We start from the raw sequence: 20120 nt of genomic DNA, 5'->3' as shown, positions 1-20120 counted from the left end.
CCGAGCCCCGGCCCCGGCCACGACACCGGCTACAACACCTCACGTATAAGACGCACCGCGTCGGGCAACACCAAAGCGCTCCCACCCGTACTCGGGAAGTGCCCGCCCGACGCGGTCACACGCGCCTGCGCACCCAACTCCCGCACGAACCGCAACACGTGCTCACCGGTCTTCTCACCCGTCACCGGGTCATCCGCCGCATGCAGCACCCGGAACTCCCGCGCCGCCCTACGGATCCGCTGCCAGTCGAACTCCGGCGTGAAGAACGGGGCCAACGCCTCGTAGCCGACCTCACCGGACATCGACGCCACGAACACCACCCCCGCGAAGGCCCCCTCCGCCGCCGTGTCGTGCCGCTGAAGCAACCGCAGCACATTCACCCCGCCCAGACTGTGACCCACCAGCACCGTCTCGCCCGCCGGCGACCCCGCGGCCTCCGCCTCCAACTCCCTCAGCCACACGTCGGCCTCCGGCGCGAAGGGCTCGGGGAAGTTCGGAATCCGCACCTCGTGCCCCTCGGCGGCGAACTCCTCACCCGTCGCCTCGTACCAGTGCTCCCCGGCATTCATCCCGTACCCGTGCGCGATCACGATCTTGCCCATGGCTCCGCCCCCTGCTCCGGTCGATCCTTCAATCGAAACGCTACGGTGCGTTTCGATAAAACGCTAGGGCTATCGTGAAGCCGTGTCAATCACTCCTTCGGGCAACCCACCCCGCACCGGCGGCCGCCTCCGCAACGAAGACGCCCACCACTCCGTCCTCGAAGCCACCACCGCACTCCTCGTCGAAAACGGCTACGGCGCCCTCACCATCGAAGGCGTCGCCAAACGCGCCAACGTCGCCAAAAGCACCGTCTACCGCTGGTGGAAATCCAAGCCCGCCCTCGTCATGGACGCCTACGCCCACGAAACCGCCACCCGCGTCCCCGAACCCGACACAGGCACCCTCACCGGCGACCTCACCGCCTTCGTCACCGACCTCTACCGCATCGGCAACGACCCCGTCCGAACCAAAGCCCTCACCGGCCTCATGGCCGAAGCCCAACTCGACCCCGCCTTCGCCGAACCCTTCCGCACCTGGGCCGCCACCCGCCGCGAACTCGTCACCACCCTCCTCACCCGCGCGATCACCCGCGAAGAACTCCCCGCCACCACCGACCTCACCCACGCCACCGACCTCGTCTTCGGCCCCTTCTGGTACCGCCTCCTCGTAGCCCACGCCCCCCTCGACCCCGCCGACGCGAAAGCCCACGTGACGACCGTCCTGCACGGCCTGGCGCGCTAGGCGTAGGCGTATCGACCCGCAGGGCGGCCTCGTCATGCTCAAGAGGGAGACGGACTCAACCGACGGTCGCAGCAAGACGAAACCCTGGTACGACGCCCGGCACGGCCGAGAGGCGGAGGATCTTGAGGCACCGCACACGCCGCTCGGGAGGTCGCCATGGCTGCCGGAACCACACTGCCCGCCAAGCCACACACCGATTCCAACACCGTGCCGCGCTGGGCCGACCGGATGGCCCACGCCGTACCCCTGGCCGTCCTCCCGTCCGGCTTATGGCGCATGGCCATGGCCGTCGGCATCCCCGTCGGCTTCAGCGGACAGCTGGCCCAAGACTGGCAGCCCGGCCTGGAAACCTCCTCCTACATCACCCTGCTGACCCTCTTCAGCGAGGCACTCGCGCTCCTCACCATCGGCCTGGTCCGGCCATGGGGCGAGACGGTCCCGCGCTGGATACCGCTCCTGAGCGGCAGACGCATCCCGACATGGGCGGTGGTCGTGCCGGCGGCACTGGGGGCATGCGCGGTCACCGCACTGTCCCTGCGGATGTTCTGGGGAGGCACACCTGCCGCCGTGGGCGGATCCGAGGCCCCCCAAGGCGTAGCCGCATGGATCATGAACGCGTGCTACCTGCCGATGCTGCTGTGGGGACCACTGCTGGCCGCCGTCACGGCCGCCTACTACCTCCGACGCCGGAGCGGTCAAAAAGGGAGGATCCCCAAACCCTTCAGTTAAACCTTTGCCGAGAGCCGACGCCTCGCATGGCTGGCCTCCGACGCCGACTCCATCACCACCGGCACGGCCTTCCTGCGCCTGTTCGACGGCGGACAGGACCACCTGGCCGAACTGACCCTCCACGTCCACCCCGTGGAACGCCGCAAGGGTGTCGGCTCCCAGCTCCTCGAAACGGCCGTGGCCGCCGCCCGGGACAACGCCCGACGCTGCGTCGTGGCGCAGGCCGGGGCCGGATCGCCCGGCGACCACTTCCTGCCGGCCCACGGCTTCCGCAAGGTCCTCACCCTGAGGTTCGCCCGCTTGTCACTGGCCGACGTCGACGCCGTCGCCCTCGCCGACACCATCGAGCTTCCCCGTCCCGGCTACCGGCTGACGTCCTGGCGGGGAACCGTCCCCGACGACCTAGCCCAGACCTTCGCCGCCTCACGTCGCGCCATGGACGACATGCCCATGGAGGACGCCGACCACGGCACCACGACCTGGGACGTGGACCGGGTCCGGGCCGCGGCGAAGGCCGTCGAACAGCGCGGCGACCACCTGCACACAGTCGTCGCCATCGACACCCGCGACGACTCGATCGCCGGATTCACCGAACTCGTCGTCCCCGGCAACGGCATGGGTGACGGCCAGCACTACGGCACCGCCGCCCTGCCCGAGCACCGCGGACACGGCCTCGGCCGATGGATGAAGGCCGAATCCATCCGACAGGCCCGCGGGCTCCATCCGGACCTCGGCGGCCTCCTGACCGACACCGCCGACAGCAACACGCCCATGAGACGCATCAGCGACAGCCTCGGCTACGTGCCCACGCACACAACGCTGCACTATCAGCTCGACCTATAGGGACGAGCGGACGGGCCGGAACCGGGCATCACCCCGTCCGGCCCGTCGGCGCTTCCACGACGGGCCTTAGTGCTTCGGCCCGATGTGTTCGTCCATGAGCGCGACGGATGCCTTGCGGGCGATGGAGACGTTGAAGGGATCGCTGCCGCGGGCCAGGATCGTCCACTGGATGCCGACCTTCGCGAGGGTGTCGGTGCAGAGCTTGCGGATGTCGTCGGACTTGTTGGTGAAGAAGTAACGGGGGTACTCGTAGCGCTTGCCGTTGCGGACGGTCCAGTTGGTGATCCGGCACCCGTCGGAGTGGATCAGCCCGCGGATGAACTCCCAGGGGTGTGCGTCGACGATGGCTTGCTGCCAGTCCTCAAGGGTGATGCGTCGGTCGTGTTTCTTGCCGGGCCCGTGCTGCGGGAAGAGGCACTCAAGATGCTTCGAGTAGACCTTGACGTTGTGGCAGCCGACTTTGCGGACCCGGCAGACCTGGTTGAAGGGGAACACCCGCTGCATCGCTTGCTCGGCCAAGTCCATGAGCCCGGGCCAATGGTCGTCACAGGTGACCATGAGGTTGGGGACGCGATGGCCCGAGTAGTGGCTTATGTGGCCGTCGCCCAGGTAGAGGCCGAGCAAGTACGCGTAGGCCGGTAAGTCGAGGGGGCTGCCGTCGCAACGGGGGCAATCCGGATTGTGAGAACCAGGACACTCGCCGCGCTTTGACCGGTCCAGGTGCTTCCAGTAGCCGATGGTGCCCAGTGGAACATTCAGGTGGCGGGCCACCTCGGCATTTCGTGTGCCGCCTCGCAGAAGCGAGAGGGCTGTTTGCCGTACTTCGAGGCTGTGGAACTCCATTGCGCCACTGTGCGTGAGGAATGGTGGCCGTAGGCAGCAAAAAGCGGACGTTCACGCGAAGGTGAACGTCCGCTTTTCGAACGCTGTGCCGGGTATGGGATTCGAACCCACACGTTCTTTCGAACAGAGGTGTTTGAGACCTCCGCGTCAACCAGTTGCGCCAACCCGGCTAGCTTGCACGTCAGGAGTGTACCGGGTGACCACACCGGGGCGCTGCTAGGTAGGCTCATCCAAGCAGCACAGCCCCGCAAAGAGGAGCCCCAGTGACCGCCGAGCACGAGTCGACGCCCACGCCCGACGCCGACCAGTCGCACGTTCCGCCGCTGACGACGCGAGTCGTCATCGCCGAGGACGAGGCGCTCATCCGTCTCGACCTCAAGGAAATGCTGGAGGAAGAGGGCTACGCCGTCGTCGGCGAGGCCGGAGACGGGCAGACCGCCGTTGAGCTGGCCCGGGAGCACCGCCCTGACCTGGTGATCCTCGATGTGAAGATGCCCGTACTGGACGGGATCTCCGCGGCCGAGAAGATCGCGGAGGAGTCCATCGCCCCCGTGCTGATGCTGACCGCGTTCTCGCAGCGCGATCTGGTGGAGCGGGCGCGGGACGCCGGGGCCATGGCGTACCTGGTGAAGCCCTTCAGCAAGAGCGACGTGGTTCCCGCCATCGAGATGGCCGTGTCCCGCTTCGCCGAGCTCCGTGCGCTGGAGAAGGAGGTTGCCGACCTCTCGCTGCGCCTGGAGACCCGCAAGCTCGTGGACCGGGCGAAGAGCATCCTGCAGACGCAGTACGGGCTTTCCGAGCCGGCCGCGTTCCGCTGGATCCAGAAGACCTCCATGGACCGCCGGATGTCCATGCAGCAGGTCGCCGAGGCGGTCATCGAGGACGCCGAGGAGAAGAAGGCGGCAGCCGCCAAGGGGGAGTAGTTCCCGTAGGGCGGACACAGTGAGGCCCGCCTCCCGGAATCCGGGAGGCGGGCCTCACTGGTGCGTGGGTACGGGCTCAGTCCTCGCCGAGGTACGCCTTGCGGACGTCCTCGTTGACCAGGAGCTCGCGGCCGGGGCCCGAGAGGACGACCTTGCCGATCTCCATCACGTGGCCCTGGTCGGCCAGGGAGAGCGCGGCCTGGGCGTTCTGCTCGACCAGCAGGATGGTGGTGCCCTGCGACTTGAGCTCGGCGATGGTCGCCATGATCTTCTGCATCATGATCGGCGAGAGGCCCATCGAGGGCTCGTCCAGCATGAGCAGCTTCGGCCGGGACATGAGCGCGCGGCCCATGGCCAGCATCTGCTGCTCGCCGCCCGAGAGGGTGCCCGCGGCCTGCTTGCGGCGCTCGCCCAGGATCGGGAAGAGGTCGTAGGCGCGCTGGACGTCCTTGGCGATGCCGTCCTTGTCCTTGCGGAGGAAGGCGCCGAGGAGGAGGTTGTCCTCGATCGTCATGCGCGGGAAGATGTGCCGCCCCTCGGGGGAGTGGGCGAGTCCGAGCGCGACGATGTCGTGCGCGGGGATCTTCTTGAGGGACTTGCCCTGGAACTTGATCTGTCCGCCGCGCGGCTTGATCAGGCCCGAGAGGGTGCGCAGGGTCGTCGTCTTGCCGGCGCCGTTGGTGCCGATGAGGGTGACGATCTGGCCGGCGTCGACACTGAAGGAGATGCCCTTGACGGCTTCGATCTTGCCGTAGGCGACGCGGAGGTCTTCGACCTCGAGGAGTGCGGTCACCGGTCTTCTCCGTCCGTGCTGGGCGTGCTGTGCGTCGCCTCGCTGTGTGCCTCGGCTGCTTCGACCTCCGCGATTTCTTCGGCGCCGGGGGCGCCTTCGAAGGGTTCGCCGAGGTAGGCGGCGATGACGCGCTCGTCGCCCTGGACTTCGGCTGCGGTGCCTTCGATGAGCTTTTCGCCCTGGACGAGGCAGGCGACGCGGTCGCAGAGGTTGAAGATGAAGCGCATGTCGTGCTCGATGACGAGGACGGCGATGCCCTGGTCCCGGATGGCGAAGATGAGTTCTTCGGTGGTCCGGGTCTCCTGCGGGTTCATTCCGGCGGTGGGCTCGTCCAGGAGGATGAGGCCGGGGTCGCTGGCCAGCGCGCGGGCGATTTCGAGCTTGCGCTGGTCGCCGTAGGGGAGGTTGCGGGCGAGGTGGTCGGCCTTGTCGGCGAGGCCGATGAACTCGAGGAGTTCCATGGCCTTCTCGCGGCTCGCGGTTTCTTCCCGGCCGAAGCTGGGGAGGCGCAGGAGGGCGGACCAGAGGCCTTGCTTGGTGCGGGTGTGGCGGCCGACGAGGACGTTTTCCAGGACCGTCATGTTGTTGAAGAGACGGATGTTCTGGAAGGTGCGGGCGATGCCGGCCGCGGTGACCTTGTAGGACTTGGGGGGCAGGACCGTGCCCTTGTACCGGACTTCTCCCTCGGTGGGGATGTAGAGGCCGGTGAGGCAGTTGAAGAAGGTGGTCTTGCCGGCGCCGTTGGGGCCGATGAGTCCGACGATCTCGCCGCTGCGGACGGTCAGGTCGACGTTCTTGACGGCGGTGAGGCCGCCGAAGCGCATCGTGACGCCGCGTGCGTCGAGGACGGTCTCCGCCGTGGTGGCGGGGGTTTCGGTGGTGGTGGTCGTCATGGGTCAGACCCCTGCCTTGCCGAGGACCGTGGGCGCTTCCATGTCCTTGTGGAGTTCGAGCTGGTTGCGCCGGTTGGGGATGAGGCCTTCGGGGCGCAGGCGCATCAGGATGATGAGTGCGATGCCGAAGGTGAGGAGCTGGTACTCGCCCAGGGACTGGAGCTTGTTGGGGAGCAGGAAGAGGAGCGATCCGCCGACGAGGGGGCCGGAGATGGTTCCCATGCCGCCGAGGACGACTGCGGCGAGCAGGAAGGCGGAGTTCGGGGGTACGGCGTTGGCGAAGACGTACTGGTCCGGGGTGACGGTGTAGTTCACGTGGGCCTGTACGGCGCCTGCGAGTCCGGCGAGGGTGGCGCCGAGGGCGAAGGCGATGAGTTTGACGCGGAAGCCGTTGATGCCCATGGCTTCGGCGGCGGTTTCGTCTTCGCGGATGGCGACCCAGGCGCGGCCGATGCGGGATTCCGCGCTGCGGCGGAAGACCAGGACCACGACGAGGGTGATCAGGAGCATCAGCAGGAAGTAGTTGGCGAAGCGGCCGATGGTGAATCCGGCGATGGTGTGGGTGGCTCCGAAGTCGAATCCGAAGAGGTCGACGTTGGGGATGTTGGCGATGCCGTTGGGCCCGTTGGTGATGTCGGGGCCGGAGACGCCGTCGAGGTTGTTCATGGAGATGCGGAAGATCTCACCGAAGCCGAGCGTCACGATGGCGAGGTAGTCGCCGCGCAGTCGCAGGGTGGGTGCGCCGATCAGGACGCCGAAGACCATGGAGGCGGCGGCGCCGAGGAGGATGGCGGCCCAGAAGGGGAGGTGCACTCCGAAGGGGGAGTTGGGGGAGCCGGAGACCAGGGCCGCGGTGTAGGCGCCGACGCCGAGGAAGGCGACGTAGCCGAGGTCGAGGAGGCCGGTGAGGCCGACGACGATGTTGAGGCCGAGTGCGACGGTGGCGAAGATGAGGATGTTGACGCCGAGGGTCGCGTACTGGTCGTCGGTCTGGGTGAAGGGGAAGGCTGCCGCGGCTGCGAAGGCGCCGACGAGGGCGACGTTGCGGTGGCGGGTGGTGAGGGTGGTGATGCGTGCCATCAGGCCGGCCTTGTTGAGGGCGGCGGATCCGAAGGCGGCGGTGATCAGGAAGCCGATGAAGAGTTCCTGGTACGGGGTGGTGATGCCGTAGGTGAAGACGCCGAGGGCGAGGGCGAGGACGACGGCGATCAGGAGGATCTCGGTCCAGGCCGGGAGCGCGCGGGCGGGCTTGAGCGGGCCGGCGGTGAAGGCGGCCTTGGCGCTGGTGAGCTGGTTGTGCGCGTTGTGCTTGAGCTGTTCCCAGCTGCTGTCGTCCGGGTCGGGTCCTTCGAGGGCGGGGCGTTCGAAGGGGAGCGAGAGGGCTCCGACGAGGGCGAGCAGTGAGGTGATGGCGACGACGTAGCCGCCGGGTTCGAGGTTGACGATGCCGCCGAGCGTGGTGATGATCGCGACGATCGTGTACCAGGCGGTGGCGAAGGCGGCGAGGGCGGAGAGCTTGATCGCCGCGTCCGCTCCGGCGGGGGTGAGCCAGCCGAGGCCCTTGATCCCGTAGGAGGAGAGGCCGAAGAGGGTGGTGAGGAGGCCGCCGACGAGGACGAGCCACTGGAGGCCGCCGGGGTATCCGATGACGGTGAGGTCACCGGGGAAGGCGGAGGTCCAGGTCCAGGAGAGGAAGCAGGAGACGACGGTGAGGGCGCCGCCCGCGGTGGCGAGGGCGCGGCCGGTCTTCTCGGGGAGGGCGATGAATCCCTTGGGCGCTGCGTTCATGGTCGTGGGTTCCGTGGTGGTGGTCGTCATGGTTCTCACGCCCTGTCCGCGACGCGCTCGCCCAGCAGGCCTTGTGGCCGGAAGAGGAGTACGAGGATGAGGAGGACGAACGCCCAGGTGTTGCCCCAGGACTGTCCGCCGAGCTGCTGGAAGCCGGGGATGTCGGCGACGTAGGCGGTGGTGAGGGTTTCGGCGAGGCCGAGGACGAGGCCACCGATCATGGCGCCGTAGATGTTGCCGATACCGCCGAGGACTGCTGCGGTGAAGGCCTTGAGGCCGAGCAGGAAGCCCATTTTGAAGTTGACTTCGCCGTACTTGAGGCCGTAGGCGACGGCTCCGACGGCGGCGAAGACGGCTCCGAGGGCGAAGGCGACCGTGATGATGCGGTCGGTGTTGATGCCCATGAGCTTGGCGGTGTCGGGGTCCTGCGAGGTTGCCTGCATGCCGCGGCCGGTGCGGGTCTTCTTGACGAAGAAGCCGAGGAAGGCCATGGAGACGGGGGCGGCGAGGAGGAGGAAGACGTCACCGGTCTGGATGGTGACGCTGCCGATGTTGAAGGGGCCGCCGGGGATCTGGGGGAAGACGACGGAGGACTTCGCGTCGGGGTACCAGGCCCATACCGCCTGCTGGAGGGCGAGGGAGAGGCCGATGGCGGTGATGAGCGGGGCGAGGCGGGGTGCGGTGCGCAGGGGCCGGTAGGCGAAGCGTTCGGCGCCGACGGCGATGAGGGTGGCGACGATGACGGCGCCTATGAGCATGAGGGGGAGGGCGATCCACATGGTGGTGCCCCCGGGGAGCATCAGCCAGACGGTGAGGGCCCCGAACCCGCCGGTCATGAAGATCTCGCCATGCGCGAAGTTGATGAGCTGGACGATGCCGTAGACCATGGTGTAGCCAATGGCGACGAGCCCGTACATGGATCCCAGTAGCAGGCCGTTGACCAGCTGTTGCGGCAGTTCGTGCACCGCAGGTCCTCCGAGTCTTTCGACGGATGTGACACCGCGCGGGGCGCTTTTTGTGCGCGCCCCGCGCGGCAGGTGTGGTGGTGCTCCGGTGGCCGGCCGTTCGAGCGGACTACCGGCTACCGGTGGGGGTGACGGTTGGGTCAGCCGCCGAGGGTGCCGGACTCGACGGACTTCCAGTCGTTGCCCTCGACCTTGTAGACGGTGAGCTGCTTGTTGGTGGCGTCACCGAACTCGTCGAAGGAGACCTTGCCGGTCACGCCGTCGAAGGAGACGCCCTGGACGGCGGCGAGGACCTTGGCGCGGGCGTCGGCGGGGAGCTTGCCGTTGTTGGCGTCGACGGTGGCCTTGACGGCCTCGATGATCGCCCAGGCGGAGTCGTAGGAGTAGCCGCCGTAGGCGGAGAAGGGCTCCTTGTACGCGGCCTTGGTGTAGTTGGCCACGAACTCCTTGGCGGAGGGGAGGCTCTCGACGGGTGCGCCGACCGAGGTGGCGAGGTCGCCGGCGGCGCCTTCGCCCGCGAGCTCGACGTACTTCTTGTCGTAGATGCCGTCGCCGCCGATGAGCGGGATGTTGGTGCCGGAGGCCTTGATCTGCTTGCTGAGCGGGCCGGCTGCGGGGTACTCGCCGCCGTAGTAGACGACGTCGGCGCCGGAGCTCTTGACCTGGGTCACGACGGCGGAGAAGTCCTTGCTCTCCGGGTCGATGTGGCCCTCGCCGACGACCTGGCCGCCGAGCTTGGTGAATTCGCCCTTGAAGGTGCCGGCGAGGCCTGCGCCGTAGGTCTTCTTGTCATCAATGATGAAGACCTTCTTCTTGCCCGCCTTGTTGAAGAGGTACTGCGCCGCGAACGGGCCCTGGACGGCGTCCGTGGTGGCGGTGCGGAAGTAGCTCTTGTAGGTGCGGACCTTCTCGCCGGTGGCCCACTTCGGCCCCTGGGTGAGGGAGGGGCTGGTGTTGGCCGGGGAGATCTGGACGAGCTTGGCGTCGTCGAAGACCTTCTGCATGGACTCCGAGACGGAGGAGTTCAGCGGGCCGACGACACCGAGGACGTCCTTGTCGGCGACGAGCTTGGTGGCGTTCTGCTGGCCGGAGGAGGCCTGTGCCTGGTCGTCGAGGGCCTGGATCTTGAAGGTGACGCCCTTGACGTACTTCTTCTCGTTGGCCTGCTTGGCGGCGAGGTCCGCGGAGTTCTTGATGCCGAGGCCGAGGGCGGAGAGGTCGCCGGTCAGCGGGGCGTCCACGCCGATGACGACGGTGGTGTCGCCGCCGCCGGTGTCGCCGCCGGCCTTGTCGTTGCGCGAACCACAGGCGGTGAGAGTGAGGGCGCCCGCGGCGAGCGCGGCGGTCACGGCAATGAGAGAACGCTGACGCACGATCAGTCCTTTCCTGGCACTGCGTCCCCCCTGGGACGCACCGTGTCGAACGCGGGAACCGAACTGAAAGGAATCCGGTGGTCGCGGTGACTGGCCGTGACTCTAAGCGGGTCCTGGGACCTTATGGAGGTCCTGGAGCAATGATGTGACTCTCTTGTTATGCCACGGCGTAATACATAGCGGATCTCTACGGGTGGAACGGGGGAATTCCGGCCGGTTCGTCTTGTCCGCATGGTGAGATGCGTGAGGATCGTCAGACCCGTTTGGTCCTGTCGTGCCAGGACTCTGAGTCGTTTTGGTCATGACGGCGAGGGGGTGGTCGCGTCTCGGCTTTCGGGACAGGCCCTGGTCAGAGCGACGGAGAGGTCCCTGGCATAACGGTCACCGGGGATGTAGCTGTGCTCTTCCTTCTGGAATTTATTACTGAGGGTTACCTCGAGGAATGGGAGCGCGGAATTCCGTGCCACATGCACGCAGTCGGTGACCCGAATCCGCACCCGCAGGTCACGGACTTCGCCCGCGGGGACCGTGGCCGGAAGTGGAGGTCCGCTCACGTCCGCCGTCAGGGCCTCGGAGGACTGGGTCAGGCCCTCCAGGGTGACCGGCGGCCCGGAGGCGGTGCGGACACGGACGGTGAACGCGAAGGCGCTGCCGGCCGGGGTCGGATCCACCGGGCCGACGTAGGTCAGGGAGAAGACCTGGGAGGGCGCCGGGGGCGTGTACGGGGCCGGGCGCGGCCGTGCCGCGTACAGCGCGGCGCCGCCCGCGGCCACGCCCGACGCGCAGATCAGGGCCGTGGTGACGAGCGCGGCCCGCCGGTGGCCCTCGTAGGCCTCGCGGGCCCTTCGGGCCCAGGGGGGCGTACGGGGGGCGGGGAGCGGGCTCTCGTGGGCCTCGGTGCCCTCCCCGGGCTCGATCGGGCCGATGCCGCCGCTCATCCCCAGGGACCGTCGGTCGGGGTGCCGGAGCGGTAGCGCTCGGCGCAGCGCTGCTGTGCCTCGCGGGCGGTGAGCTCGCGGGCGGCGGCGGGGCCCTTGGCGCGCTGTTCGGCGCGGGCGTCGGCGAGGACGGCGAGCAGGATCTCGTTCTGGCCGCCGGACAGGCCCATGGACTGGTAGTCGAGGTGGACGGCGTCGTCGTCGCCGGCGTCGAGGATCCGGCCGACCCAGTGGGTGATCAGCTGGGTGCAGACCTGCTCGGGCGGGGCGGGCGCCGGAAGGGTGGTGGCCGGGGCGCCGGTCGGGCCGGTGGCGGCGCAGCCGAGCAGCGCGGCGGCCAGTGACAGCGTCGTCGCCGCTGTGGCCGCGGCGCGTCGAGGCGCCGGTCCGGATCCCATGCGGGAACGCTAGACCGGCGCCGCTACGAGGGCAACGGCTAGTTGTTGCCGTCCTGTTGCGGGTTGACGTCGCGCAGCAGGCAGGTGAGGCGGGCGGTGCAGACCCGGCGGTCCTGCTCGTCGGTGATGACCACCTCGTAGGTGGTGGTGGAGCGGCCCCGGTGGACGGGGGTGGCGACGCCGGTGACCAGGCCGGAGCGGGCGCCGCGGTGGTGGGTGCAGTTCAGGTCGACGCCGACGGCGACCTTGGTGCTGCCGCCGTGCATCATCGCGCCGACCGAGCCGATGGTCTCGGCGAGCACGGCGGAGGCGCCGCCGTGGAGGAGTCCGTAGGGCTGGGTGTTGCCCTCGACCGGCATCGTGGCGACGACGCGGTCGGCGGAGGCTTCGAGGATGCGGATGTCCATCCGCTTGCCGAGGTCGCCCGCGGAGAACAGCGAGGGCAGGTCGATGCCCAGGGCCGCGTACTCGTCGATGACCTCTTGCGGGAACTTCACCGCGTGCTGCTCGCCCATGGGGGTGACTCCGTTCGTCAACGATCGTTAACCATCTTGTCCTCGGATCGTTCTATCAGGCCGTCTCGAAGCGCACGACGACGGACTTGCTCGCGGGGGTGTTGCTGGTGTCCGCGGTGGAGTCGAGGGGCACCAGCACGTTGGTCTCGGGGTAGTAGGCGGCGGCGCAGCCGCGGGCGGTGGGGTAGTGGACGACGCGGAAGCCCGGGGCGCGCCGCTCCACGCCGTCGCGCCATTCGCCGACGAGGTCGGTGTACGAGCCGTCGGCGAGCCCGAGCTCCGCCGCGTCGAGCGGGTTGACCATGACGACGCGGCGGCCGCCGGTGATGCCGCGGTAGCGGTCGTCGAGGCCGTAGATGGTGGTGTTGTACTGGTCGTGGCTGCGCAGGGTCTGCAGGAGCAGCCGGCCCGGCGGGACGCGCGGGTACTCCACGGGGGCTGCGGTGAAGTTGGCCTTGCCGGTCTTCGTGGGGAAGCGGCGCTCGTCGCGCGGGGCGTGGGGGAGCTGGAAGCCGCCGGGGCTGGCGATGCGGGCGTTGAAGTCCTCGAAGCCGGGGACGACGCGGGAGATCCGGTCGCGGATCGCCGCGTAGTCCCGTTCGAACTCCTCCCAGGGGGTGCGGGAGGCCTCGCCGAGGACGGCGCGGGCCATGCGGGCCACGATGGCGGGCTCGGAGAGCAGGTGCGGGGAGGCGGGGGCGAGGTTGCCGCGCGAGGAGTGGACCATGCCCATGGAGTCCTCGACGGTCACGAACTGCTTGCCACCCGTCTGGACGTCCTTGTCGGTGCGGCCGAGGGTGGGCAGGATCAGGGCGCGCCGGCCGGTGACCGCGTGGGAGCGGTTGAGCTTGGTGGAGACGTGCACGGTCAGGGAGGCGCGGCGGATCGCGGCCTCGGTGACCTCGGTGTCGGGGGTGGCGCCGACGAAGTTGCCGCCCATGGCGAAGAGCACCTTGGCCTCGCCGTCGCGCAGGGCCTGGATGGAGCGGACCACGTCGAAGCCGTGCTCGCGCGGCGAGGTGATGCCGAACTCCTTGTCGAGCGCGTCGAGGAAGGCGGGTGCGGGGCGTTCAAAGATCCCCATGGTGCGGTCGCCCTGCACGTTGGAGTGGCCGCGCACGGGGCAGACGCCGGCGCCGGGGCGGCCGATGTTGCCGCGCAGGAGCAGCAGGTTGACGACCTCGCGGATGGTGGCGACGGAGTGCTTGTGCTGGGTGAGGCCCATGGCCCAGCAGACGATGGTGCGCTTCGAGGCCAGGATCATGGCCAGGGCGCGTTCGATGTCGGGCCGGGTCAGGCCGGTCGCGGTGAGGGTCTCGTCCCAGTCGGTGTCCTTGGCGGTGGCCGCGAACTCCTCGTACCCGTGGGTGTGCTCGCGGATGAAGGCTTCGTCGGTGGCGCCGCCGGTCTCCAGGACGAGCTTGTTCAGCAGGCGGAAGAGGGCCTGGTCGCCGCCGATGCGGATCTGGAGGAACAGATCGTTGAGGGCGGTGCCCTTGAGCATGCCGAGGGGGGTCTGGGGGTTCTTGAACCGCTCCAGGCCGGCCTCGGGCAGCGGATTCACCGAGATGATCTTCGCGCCCGCGGACTTGGCCTGTTCCAGGGCGGAGAGCATGCGGGGGTGGTTGGTGCCCGGGTTCTGCCCGGCGACGATGATCAGGTCGGCCTGGTGGAGGTCTTCGAGGGAGACGCTGCCCTTGCCGATGCCGATCGTCTCGTTCAGTGCGGAGCCCGAGGACTCGTGGCACATGTTCGAGCAGTCGGGGAGGTTGTTGGTGCCGAACTCGCGGACGAAGAGCTGGAAGAGGAACGCGGCTTCGTTGCTGGTGCGGCCCGAGGTGTAGAAGAGGGCCTCGTCGGGGGAGTCCAGGGCGCGCAGTTCCTCGGCGATGATCTCGAAGGCCCGCTCCCAGGAGACCGGCTCGTACCGGTCGCCGCCCGCTTCCAGCAGCATGGGCCGGGTGATGCGGCCCTGCTGGCCCAGCCAGTAGCCGGAGCGCTCGGCGAGGTCGGAGAGGGGGTGCGCGGCGAAGAACTCGGGGGTGACCCGGCGCAGCGTGGCTTCCTCGGCGACGGCCTTGGCGCCGTTCTCGCAGAATTCGGCGGTGTGCCGCTTGTCGCCCTCGGGCCAGGCGCAGCCGGGGCAGTCGAAGCCGTCCTTCTGGTTGACCTTGAGGAGGGTGCGGGCGGTGCGCGCCAGTCCCATCTGCTGCTGCGCGATCTTCAGCGTGTGCCCGATGGCGGGCAGGCCGGCGGCGGCGTGCTTGGGGGGCGTCACCTGCGGCGCGTCCTGTACGGGATCTCCTGCGGGCGGCTTGGTGGCCATGTCGCTCCCCTTCGAGCAGCGTGGCGACGGTGCCACGCGATTTCGACTCGCTTCCGATCCTGTCATGGCCCGCGGACATCGCCGAAGCCGGAATTGTCGGTGGGGCCGCCTAGGATCGGGGGCGTGGCAGATTCAGCATCGAAGAAGACCGACCAGCCGACCGCAGCGGACCGCCCCCGCCTGATGCTCATGGACGGGCACTCCCTGGCGTACCGGGCGTTCTTCGCGCTGCCCGCGGAGAATTTCACCACTGCGACGGGGCAGCCGACCAACGCCATCTACGGGTTCGCCTCGATGCTGGCGAACACGCTGCGCGACGAGGCGCCCACGCACTTCGCGGTGGCGTTCGACGTGTCCCGCAAGACGTGGCGCTCGGCGGAGTTCCCCGAGTACAAGGCGAACCGCTCCAAGACCCCCGACGAGTTCAAGGGGCAGGTCGAGCTGATCGGCGAGCTCCTCGACGCGATGAGCGTGCCGCGGTTCGCGGTCGACGGCTTCGAGGCCGACGACGTGATCGCGACGCTGGCCACGCAGGCCGAGGCCCTGGGCTTCGACGTCCTCATCGTCACCGGCGACCGGGACTCCTTCCAGCTGGTCTCCGAGCACACCACCGTGCTCTACCCGACCAAGGGCGTCTCCGAGCTGACCCGCTTCACCCCGGAGAAGGTCGAGGAGAAGTACGGCCTCACCCCCCAGCAGTACCCGGACTTCGCGGCGCTGCGCGGAGACCCCTCCGACAACCTCCCCGGCATCCCGGGCGTCGGCGAGAAGACCGCCGCCAAGTGGATCACCCAGTTCGGGTCGTTCAAGGAGCTCGTCGAGCGCGCCGAGGAGGTCAAGGGCAAGGCCGGGCAGAACTTCCGGGACCACCTGGAGGCCGTGAAGCTCAACCGCGTCCTGACCGAGATGGTCAAGGACGTCGCCCTGCCCAAGACCCCGGCCGACCTGGCGCGCGCCCCGTACGACCGCAATGCCGTCACCACCGTCCTGGACGTGCTGGAGATCCGCAACGCCTCGCTGCGCGAGCGGCTGCTCGCCGTCGACCCGGGCGCCGCCGAGGAAGAGGCCCCGGCCCCGGTGGCCGCCGTGGAACTGGACGCCTCCGTACTGGGCGCCGGCGAGCTCGCGCCGTGGCTGGCGAGCCACGCGACCGGCCCGCTGGGCGTCTCCACCGTGGACACCTGGACGCTGGGCACCGGCTCCGTCTCCGAGATCGCGCTGGCCGCGGCCGCGGGCGCGGCCGCCTGGTTCGAGCCGTCCGCGCTGGACGAGGCCGACGAGCAGGCCTTCGCCGCCTGGGCCGCCGACCCGGCCAAGCCCAAGGTGGTGCACAACGCCAAGGCCCTGATGCGGGTCTTCCCGGAGCAGGGCTGGACGCTCGCCGGGGTCACCATGGACACCGCCCTCGCTGCCTACCTGGTCAAGCCGGGGCGCCGCTCCTTCGCCCTGGACGTGCTGTCCATGGAGTACCTGCACCGGGAGCTGGCGCCCGCCGCCGCCGACGGGCAGCTCGCCTTCGGAGCCGACGACACGGCCGAGGCCGAAGCCCTGATGGCCCAGGCCCGTGCCGTCCTGGACCTCGGCGACGCCTTCGCGGTGAAACTGCCCGAGGTGGGCGCCGCCGAACTGCTCCACGACATGGAGCTGCCGACGTCCGAGCTGCTGGCCCGGATGGAGCGGGCCGGCATCGCCGCCGACCAGCCGCACCTCGAAGCGATGGAGCAGCAGTTCGCCGGAGCCGTGCAGCAGGCGGTGAAGGAGGCGCACGCCGCGGTGGGACACGAGTTCAACCTCGGCTCGCCCAAGCAGCTCCAGGAAGTCTTCTTCGGCGAGCTGGACCTGCCGAAGACGAAGAAGACCAAGACCGGCTACACCACGGACGCGGACGCGCTGGCCTGGCTGGCCACGCAGACCGACCACGAACTCCCGGTGATCATGCTCCGCCACCGGGAGCAGGCCAAGCTGCGCGTCACCGTCGAGGGCCTGGTCAAGACGGTCGCCGCCGACGGCCGGGTGCACACCAGCTTCAGCCAGACCGTGGCCGCGACCGGACGCCTGTCCTCGACCGACCCCAACCTGCAGAACGTGCCGGTGCGCACCGACGAGGGCCGCGCGATCCGGCGCGGGTTCGTCGTCGGCGAGGGCTTCGAGTCCCTCATGACCGCCGACTACAGCCAGATCGAGCTGCGCGTCATGGCCCACCTCTCCGAGGACGAGGGCCTCATCGAGGCGTTCTCCACCGGAGAGGACCTGCACACCACCGTCGCCTCCCAGGTGTTCGGCGTCGAGCGGTCCGAGGTCGACGCCGAGATGCGGCGCAAGATCAAGGCCATGTCCTACGGTCTGGCCTACGGGCTCTCCGCGTTCGGCCTCGCCCAGCAGCTGAACATCGAGCCCGGCGAAGCCCGCGGCCTGATGGACACCTTCTTCGAGCGGTTCGGCGGAGTCCGGGACTACCTGGGCCGCGTGGTCGAAGAGGCCCGCGCCACCGGGTACACGGCTACGGTCTTCGGCCGCCGCCGCTACCTGCCCGACCTCAACAGCGACAACCGCCTGCGCCGCGAGGCCGCCGAGCGGATGGCGCTGAACGCCCCGATCCAGGGCACCGCCGCCGACATCGTCAAGGTCGCGATGCTCCGCGTCGACAAGGCCATCGCCGAAGCCGGGCTGAAGTCGCGGATGCTGCTCCAGGTCCACGACGAAATCGTGCTGGAGATCGCCCCGGGCGAGCGCGAGCGGGTGGAGGAGCTGGTGCGCCGCGAGATGGCTGCCGCCGTCGACCTGCGCGCCCCGCTGGACGTGTCCGTGGGCGTCGGCCCCGACTGGGAGTCCGCCGCGCACTGATCCGCGCAGCGGCCCGTCCCGTGACGCCCGTGGCGCCCGTCCTCCTCTAAGACAGGGGGACGGGCGTTCGCGTTTCCTCGTCGCTGCCCTCGTGCCGGTTCCCGTTCCCGGGGCGGCGGCCGCCGCGGTGGCGCAGCCGCACGAGGGCCCCGTACAGCAGCAGGGCCACGGCCAGGCCGCCACCCGCGCCGAAGCAGACGGTCGGGATGATGTCGAGCGGGGTGCGGATGCGGTCGTAGAAGGTGAAGAAGCGCAGCACGCGCAGGGTGACCCCGGCCGCCACGCACACCGCGAACAGCAGGACCGCGCCCCAGGCCTCCGCCCGGCCGAGCATGGGCACGGACGGCGGCGCGGGGGAGCGCGGCAGCCGGCGCAGGGCCGTCACCGTGAACCAGACCAGGGCGCAGGCGGCGATCGCCGAAGTCCCGTACTGGAGGTACGAGTAGAGGGGCAGGCCGAGGGCGTGCGCCCGGACGAGGTCCGGCAGCGCGTTGGTGCCCCACCGGTCCGGGTGCGTGAAGCTGTCCCACACCACGTGGGTGAGGGAGCCGGCCACCGCCGAGAGGTAGAACCAGAGCGCCAGCGAGGGCAGTTCACGGCCGCGCCAGTGCTCACCCCGTACGAGGGTGTGGGCGCGGCCCCGCCAGGAGCCGGGCAGGAGCGCGATCAGCGGTTCGCGCAGGAGCAGCCAGCAGGCGGCGAAGGCGGCGGTCAGCACGGCGTCGGCCGTCACCACGCCGGCGAGCGAGTGCGTGAACGCGCCGTACCGCATGACGCCGCCGACCACCGCGTCCGCGAAGTAGAAGGTGTCCGGCGCGAACGAACCGAAAACCAGCGCCGAGGCGACCAGCGGCCCCCGGGCACGACCGGTCCGGCGGATGGCCGGAAGCACGGCGGCCGCGTGGCTGAGAGTGAACGGCATGACACCTCGTCGGGGCTCTTCGAACAGTGCGCCCAGTATGGGTGACCTGCCCAACTCGTGGGGAAGTCGTGAATTCCGGTCCACGACGCGTGCCCCGCACAGGGAGTTGACGTAGGGTCACGCGGACTTCTAGGGGCAGAGGGGGTCCGGCGCATGCGCGATCGGATACGGATACCGGGACGGGCGTCGGGGCGGGCATCGCTGCGGAAGCCGGCGGGGTCGGCCGCCCGGCTCGGGAGAATGATGCGCGGCGGGGCCGCCGTCCTCGTCTCCGCTCTGGTGGCCGCCGTGATGACCGCCTCCCAGGGGCCGGGAGCGGGCCCCCGGCAGGAGGCGGCCGCAGCCGCCGAGCCCGGCCCGCAGGCCGGTGCGGCGGCCGACGGATCCGCCGGTGACGGCTCCTACTTCACCGCCCTCCCGCCGCTCGTGAGCCCCGAGCCGCCCGCCGTGCTGCTGGCCGAGGACGCGGCCGCGCCGTCCGCGCCGCCGGCCACCGACGCGACCACCGGAGCGGGGACGGGAAACCAGCCCGTCGCCATGGGCGGAGCCGAGGGTGCGCAGGGGATACCGGCCACCGTGCTCGCCGCGTACCGGCGCGCGGAGCAGACGGTCGGCGCGAGCGATCCCGGCTGCGGGCTGCGCTGGCAGCTCCTCGCGGCGATCGGCAAGGTCGAGTCCGGGCAGGCGCGCGGCGGCCAGGTCGACGCCGCCGGCAGGACGCTGCGGCCGATCCTGGGACCCGTGCTCGACGGCAACGGCTTCGCGAACATCTCCGACACCGACGGCGGCGCCTACGACGGGGACGCCAGGTACGACCGGGCGGTCGGGCCGATGCAGTTCATCCCGTCCACCTGGGCCTCGTGGGGCCAGGACGGCAACGGCGACGGCAAGCGCGACCCCAACAACGTGTACGACGCCGCGCTCGCCGCCGGGCGCTACCTGTGCGCCGGTACGCGCGACCTGCGGGTGGGCACGGACCTCGACCGGGCGGTGCTGTCGTACAACCAGTCCGACGCGTACCTGCGGACGGTGCGCTCGTGGTTCACGTACTACCTGAAGGGGACGCGCGAGATCCCGGACAGCGGCGGCACTCCGGCAACTCCGTCCCCGAGGCCGACACCGACACCCGCCCCCACCTCGACACCCACGCCCACCCCGACACCCGCGCCCACCCCGACACCCGCGCCCACCCCGACGCCGACACCCGTCCCCGTGCCCACCCCCACGCAGCCGCCGCGCCCGACGCCTACGCCCACCCAGACTCCCACCCCGACTCCCGCGCCCACCCCGACACCCACCCCGAGCCCGACGCCTTCGCCTACGCCGGACCCGACTCCCACGCCGAGCCCGACTCCGACGCCCACTCCGACACCCACGCCCACCCCCTCGGCCCCGGCGACCTCCAAGCCCACGCCCGCGCCCAAGCCGACGCCCAAGCCGGTACCGTCCCCCACCCCCGCACCCACCCCGTCCGCGGGAACCCCGGCGCCCGGGGCGACCCCCTGACGCATCCAGTGGCCCTTGGGCCGTCTGGGTAAAGTGCGGGTCCTCGCCACGTGGTGGGGCGCGGCCGTGCACGTGCTGGTCGAGGCCCTCGGCTGGAGTTCCGCGGAAGCGGAGAGCGTGGTGGAAGTGCGGGGCAGGCTCGGGTGGTTCGACGGTCCGGCCGAGCTCATCGCGTACACCGAGCTGTTGCCCGGACGGGTGGTCGGGGCGGCCGCGCTGCTCGTCCTCTCGGCCTGA

The 20120-nt window shown here is 69.9% G+C and carries 18 protein-coding genes, 1 tRNA gene and 1 pseudogene; 7 read left to right on the top strand and 13 right to left on the bottom strand.

Annotation, left to right across the window (positions count from 1 at the left end):
• Positions 1 to 29: 29 nt before the first annotated feature.
• The gene (locus tag AC3IYJ_RS10680; RefSeq protein WP_489401067.1) at positions 30 to 602 is read right to left on the bottom strand and encodes an alpha/beta fold hydrolase; all 573 of its coding nucleotides are present in this window, start codon (positions 600 to 602) and stop codon (positions 30 to 32) included.
• 82 nt (positions 603 to 684) lie between these two features.
• On the opposite strand from AC3IYJ_RS10680, the gene AC3IYJ_RS10675 reads away from it, so the two are divergent.
• From AC3IYJ_RS10675 to AC3IYJ_RS10665, 3 genes and pseudogenes are all read left to right on the top strand, one after another.
• Positions 685 to 1284 (top strand): TetR/AcrR family transcriptional regulator, encoded by a 600-nt coding sequence (locus AC3IYJ_RS10675; protein WP_489401066.1) that lies wholly within the window; start codon positions 685 to 687, stop codon positions 1282 to 1284.
• A 156-nt stretch (positions 1285 to 1440) separates the two neighbouring features.
• Positions 1441 to 2013: a hypothetical protein gene (locus tag AC3IYJ_RS10670; RefSeq protein WP_489401065.1), complete on the top strand. Its 573-nt coding sequence runs from the start codon at positions 1441 to 1443 to the stop codon at positions 2011 to 2013.
• Positions 2014 to 2025: 12 nt separating this feature from the next.
• Positions 2026 to 2856: pseudogene (locus tag AC3IYJ_RS10665) on the top strand (GNAT family N-acetyltransferase); the annotation flags it as partial.
• A 66-nt stretch (positions 2857 to 2922) separates the two neighbouring features.
• Here AC3IYJ_RS10665 and AC3IYJ_RS10660 read toward each other — a convergent pair.
• Complete coding sequence (locus tag AC3IYJ_RS10660; RefSeq protein ID WP_489401064.1) at positions 2923 to 3699, bottom strand: helix-turn-helix domain-containing protein; 777 nt, start codon at positions 3697 to 3699, stop codon at positions 2923 to 2925.
• Positions 3700 to 3785: 86 nt separating this feature from the next.
• A tRNA-Leu gene (locus AC3IYJ_RS10655) sits at positions 3786 to 3869 on the bottom strand.
• Between the two features lie 93 nt (positions 3870 to 3962).
• Here AC3IYJ_RS10655 and AC3IYJ_RS10650 point away from each other — a divergent pair.
• Positions 3963 to 4622, top strand: coding sequence for an ANTAR domain-containing response regulator (locus AC3IYJ_RS10650; protein ID WP_489401063.1), 660 nt, complete (start codon positions 3963 to 3965; stop codon positions 4620 to 4622).
• Positions 4623 to 4698: 76 nt separating this feature from the next.
• Here the strand turns inward: AC3IYJ_RS10650 and AC3IYJ_RS10645 are convergent, their stop codons facing one another.
• From AC3IYJ_RS10645 to AC3IYJ_RS10605, 9 genes are all read right to left on the bottom strand, one after another.
• A complete protein-coding gene (locus AC3IYJ_RS10645) occupies positions 4699 to 5415 on the bottom strand; it encodes an ABC transporter ATP-binding protein (RefSeq protein WP_489401062.1) in 717 nt (238 codons plus the stop codon).
• A complete protein-coding gene (locus AC3IYJ_RS10640) occupies positions 5412 to 6308 on the bottom strand; it encodes an ABC transporter ATP-binding protein (protein ID WP_489401061.1) in 897 nt (298 codons plus the stop codon). The genes AC3IYJ_RS10645 and AC3IYJ_RS10640 overlap by 4 nt, the downstream gene beginning before the upstream one ends.
• A 3-nt stretch (positions 6309 to 6311) precedes the next feature.
• Positions 6312 to 8126 carry a branched-chain amino acid ABC transporter permease gene (locus AC3IYJ_RS10635; RefSeq protein ID WP_489401060.1) on the bottom strand — a complete coding sequence of 605 codons (1815 nt, stop codon included), beginning with the start codon at positions 8124 to 8126 and terminating at the stop codon, positions 6312 to 6314.
• A 5-nt stretch (positions 8127 to 8131) separates the two neighbouring features.
• Positions 8132 to 9061, bottom strand: a complete 930-nt coding sequence (locus AC3IYJ_RS10630) for a branched-chain amino acid ABC transporter permease (protein ID WP_330295840.1) — start codon at positions 9059 to 9061, stop codon at positions 8132 to 8134.
• 140 nt (positions 9062 to 9201) lie between these two features.
• The gene (locus AC3IYJ_RS10625) at positions 9202 to 10434 is read right to left on the bottom strand and encodes a branched-chain amino acid ABC transporter substrate-binding protein (protein WP_489401059.1); all 1233 of its coding nucleotides are present in this window, start codon (positions 10432 to 10434) and stop codon (positions 9202 to 9204) included.
• A 299-nt stretch (positions 10435 to 10733) separates the two neighbouring features.
• Positions 10734 to 11372, bottom strand: a complete 639-nt coding sequence (locus tag AC3IYJ_RS10620) for a Tat pathway signal sequence domain protein (RefSeq protein WP_489401058.1) — start codon at positions 11370 to 11372, stop codon at positions 10734 to 10736.
• Positions 11369 to 11770 carry a hypothetical protein gene (locus AC3IYJ_RS10615; RefSeq protein WP_489401057.1) on the bottom strand — a complete coding sequence of 134 codons (402 nt, stop codon included), beginning with the start codon at positions 11768 to 11770 and terminating at the stop codon, positions 11369 to 11371. The genes AC3IYJ_RS10620 and AC3IYJ_RS10615 overlap by 4 nt, the downstream gene beginning before the upstream one ends.
• A 38-nt stretch (positions 11771 to 11808) precedes the next feature.
• Entirely contained in the window at positions 11809 to 12285 is a 477-nt protein-coding gene (locus AC3IYJ_RS10610) for a PaaI family thioesterase (RefSeq protein WP_489401056.1), read from the bottom strand.
• 55 nt (positions 12286 to 12340) lie between these two features.
• Entirely contained in the window at positions 12341 to 14611 is a 2271-nt protein-coding gene (locus AC3IYJ_RS10605; protein ID WP_489401055.1) for an FdhF/YdeP family oxidoreductase, read from the bottom strand.
• A gap of 123 nt (positions 14612 to 14734) precedes the next feature.
• On the opposite strand from AC3IYJ_RS10605, the gene polA reads away from it, so the two are divergent.
• Positions 14735 to 17455, top strand: coding sequence for a DNA polymerase I (gene polA, locus AC3IYJ_RS10600; protein WP_489401054.1), 2721 nt, complete (start codon positions 14735 to 14737; stop codon positions 17453 to 17455).
• A gap of 46 nt (positions 17456 to 17501) precedes the next feature.
• Here polA and AC3IYJ_RS10595 read toward each other — a convergent pair whose 3' ends face one another.
• Entirely contained in the window at positions 17502 to 18377 is an 876-nt protein-coding gene (locus AC3IYJ_RS10595) for a DUF4184 family protein (protein ID WP_489401053.1), read from the bottom strand.
• Positions 18378 to 18617: 240 nt separating this feature from the next.
• Between AC3IYJ_RS10595 and AC3IYJ_RS10590 the strand changes: the two genes are divergently transcribed.
• On the top strand, positions 18618 to 19883 hold the full coding sequence (locus AC3IYJ_RS10590; RefSeq protein ID WP_489401052.1) for a lytic transglycosylase domain-containing protein: 1266 nt from the start codon (positions 18618 to 18620) through the stop codon (positions 19881 to 19883).
• A 15-nt stretch (positions 19884 to 19898) separates the two neighbouring features.
• Positions 19899 to 20120 carry a hypothetical protein gene (locus AC3IYJ_RS10585; protein ID WP_489401051.1) on the top strand — a complete coding sequence of 74 codons (222 nt, stop codon included), beginning with the start codon at positions 19899 to 19901 and terminating at the stop codon, positions 20118 to 20120.

It is taken from the genome of Streptomyces sp. GL_140 (assembly GCF_057834465.1).
Note: the sequence above shows the minus strand (reverse complement) of the source record. Positions and strands in the feature narration are given on the sequence as shown.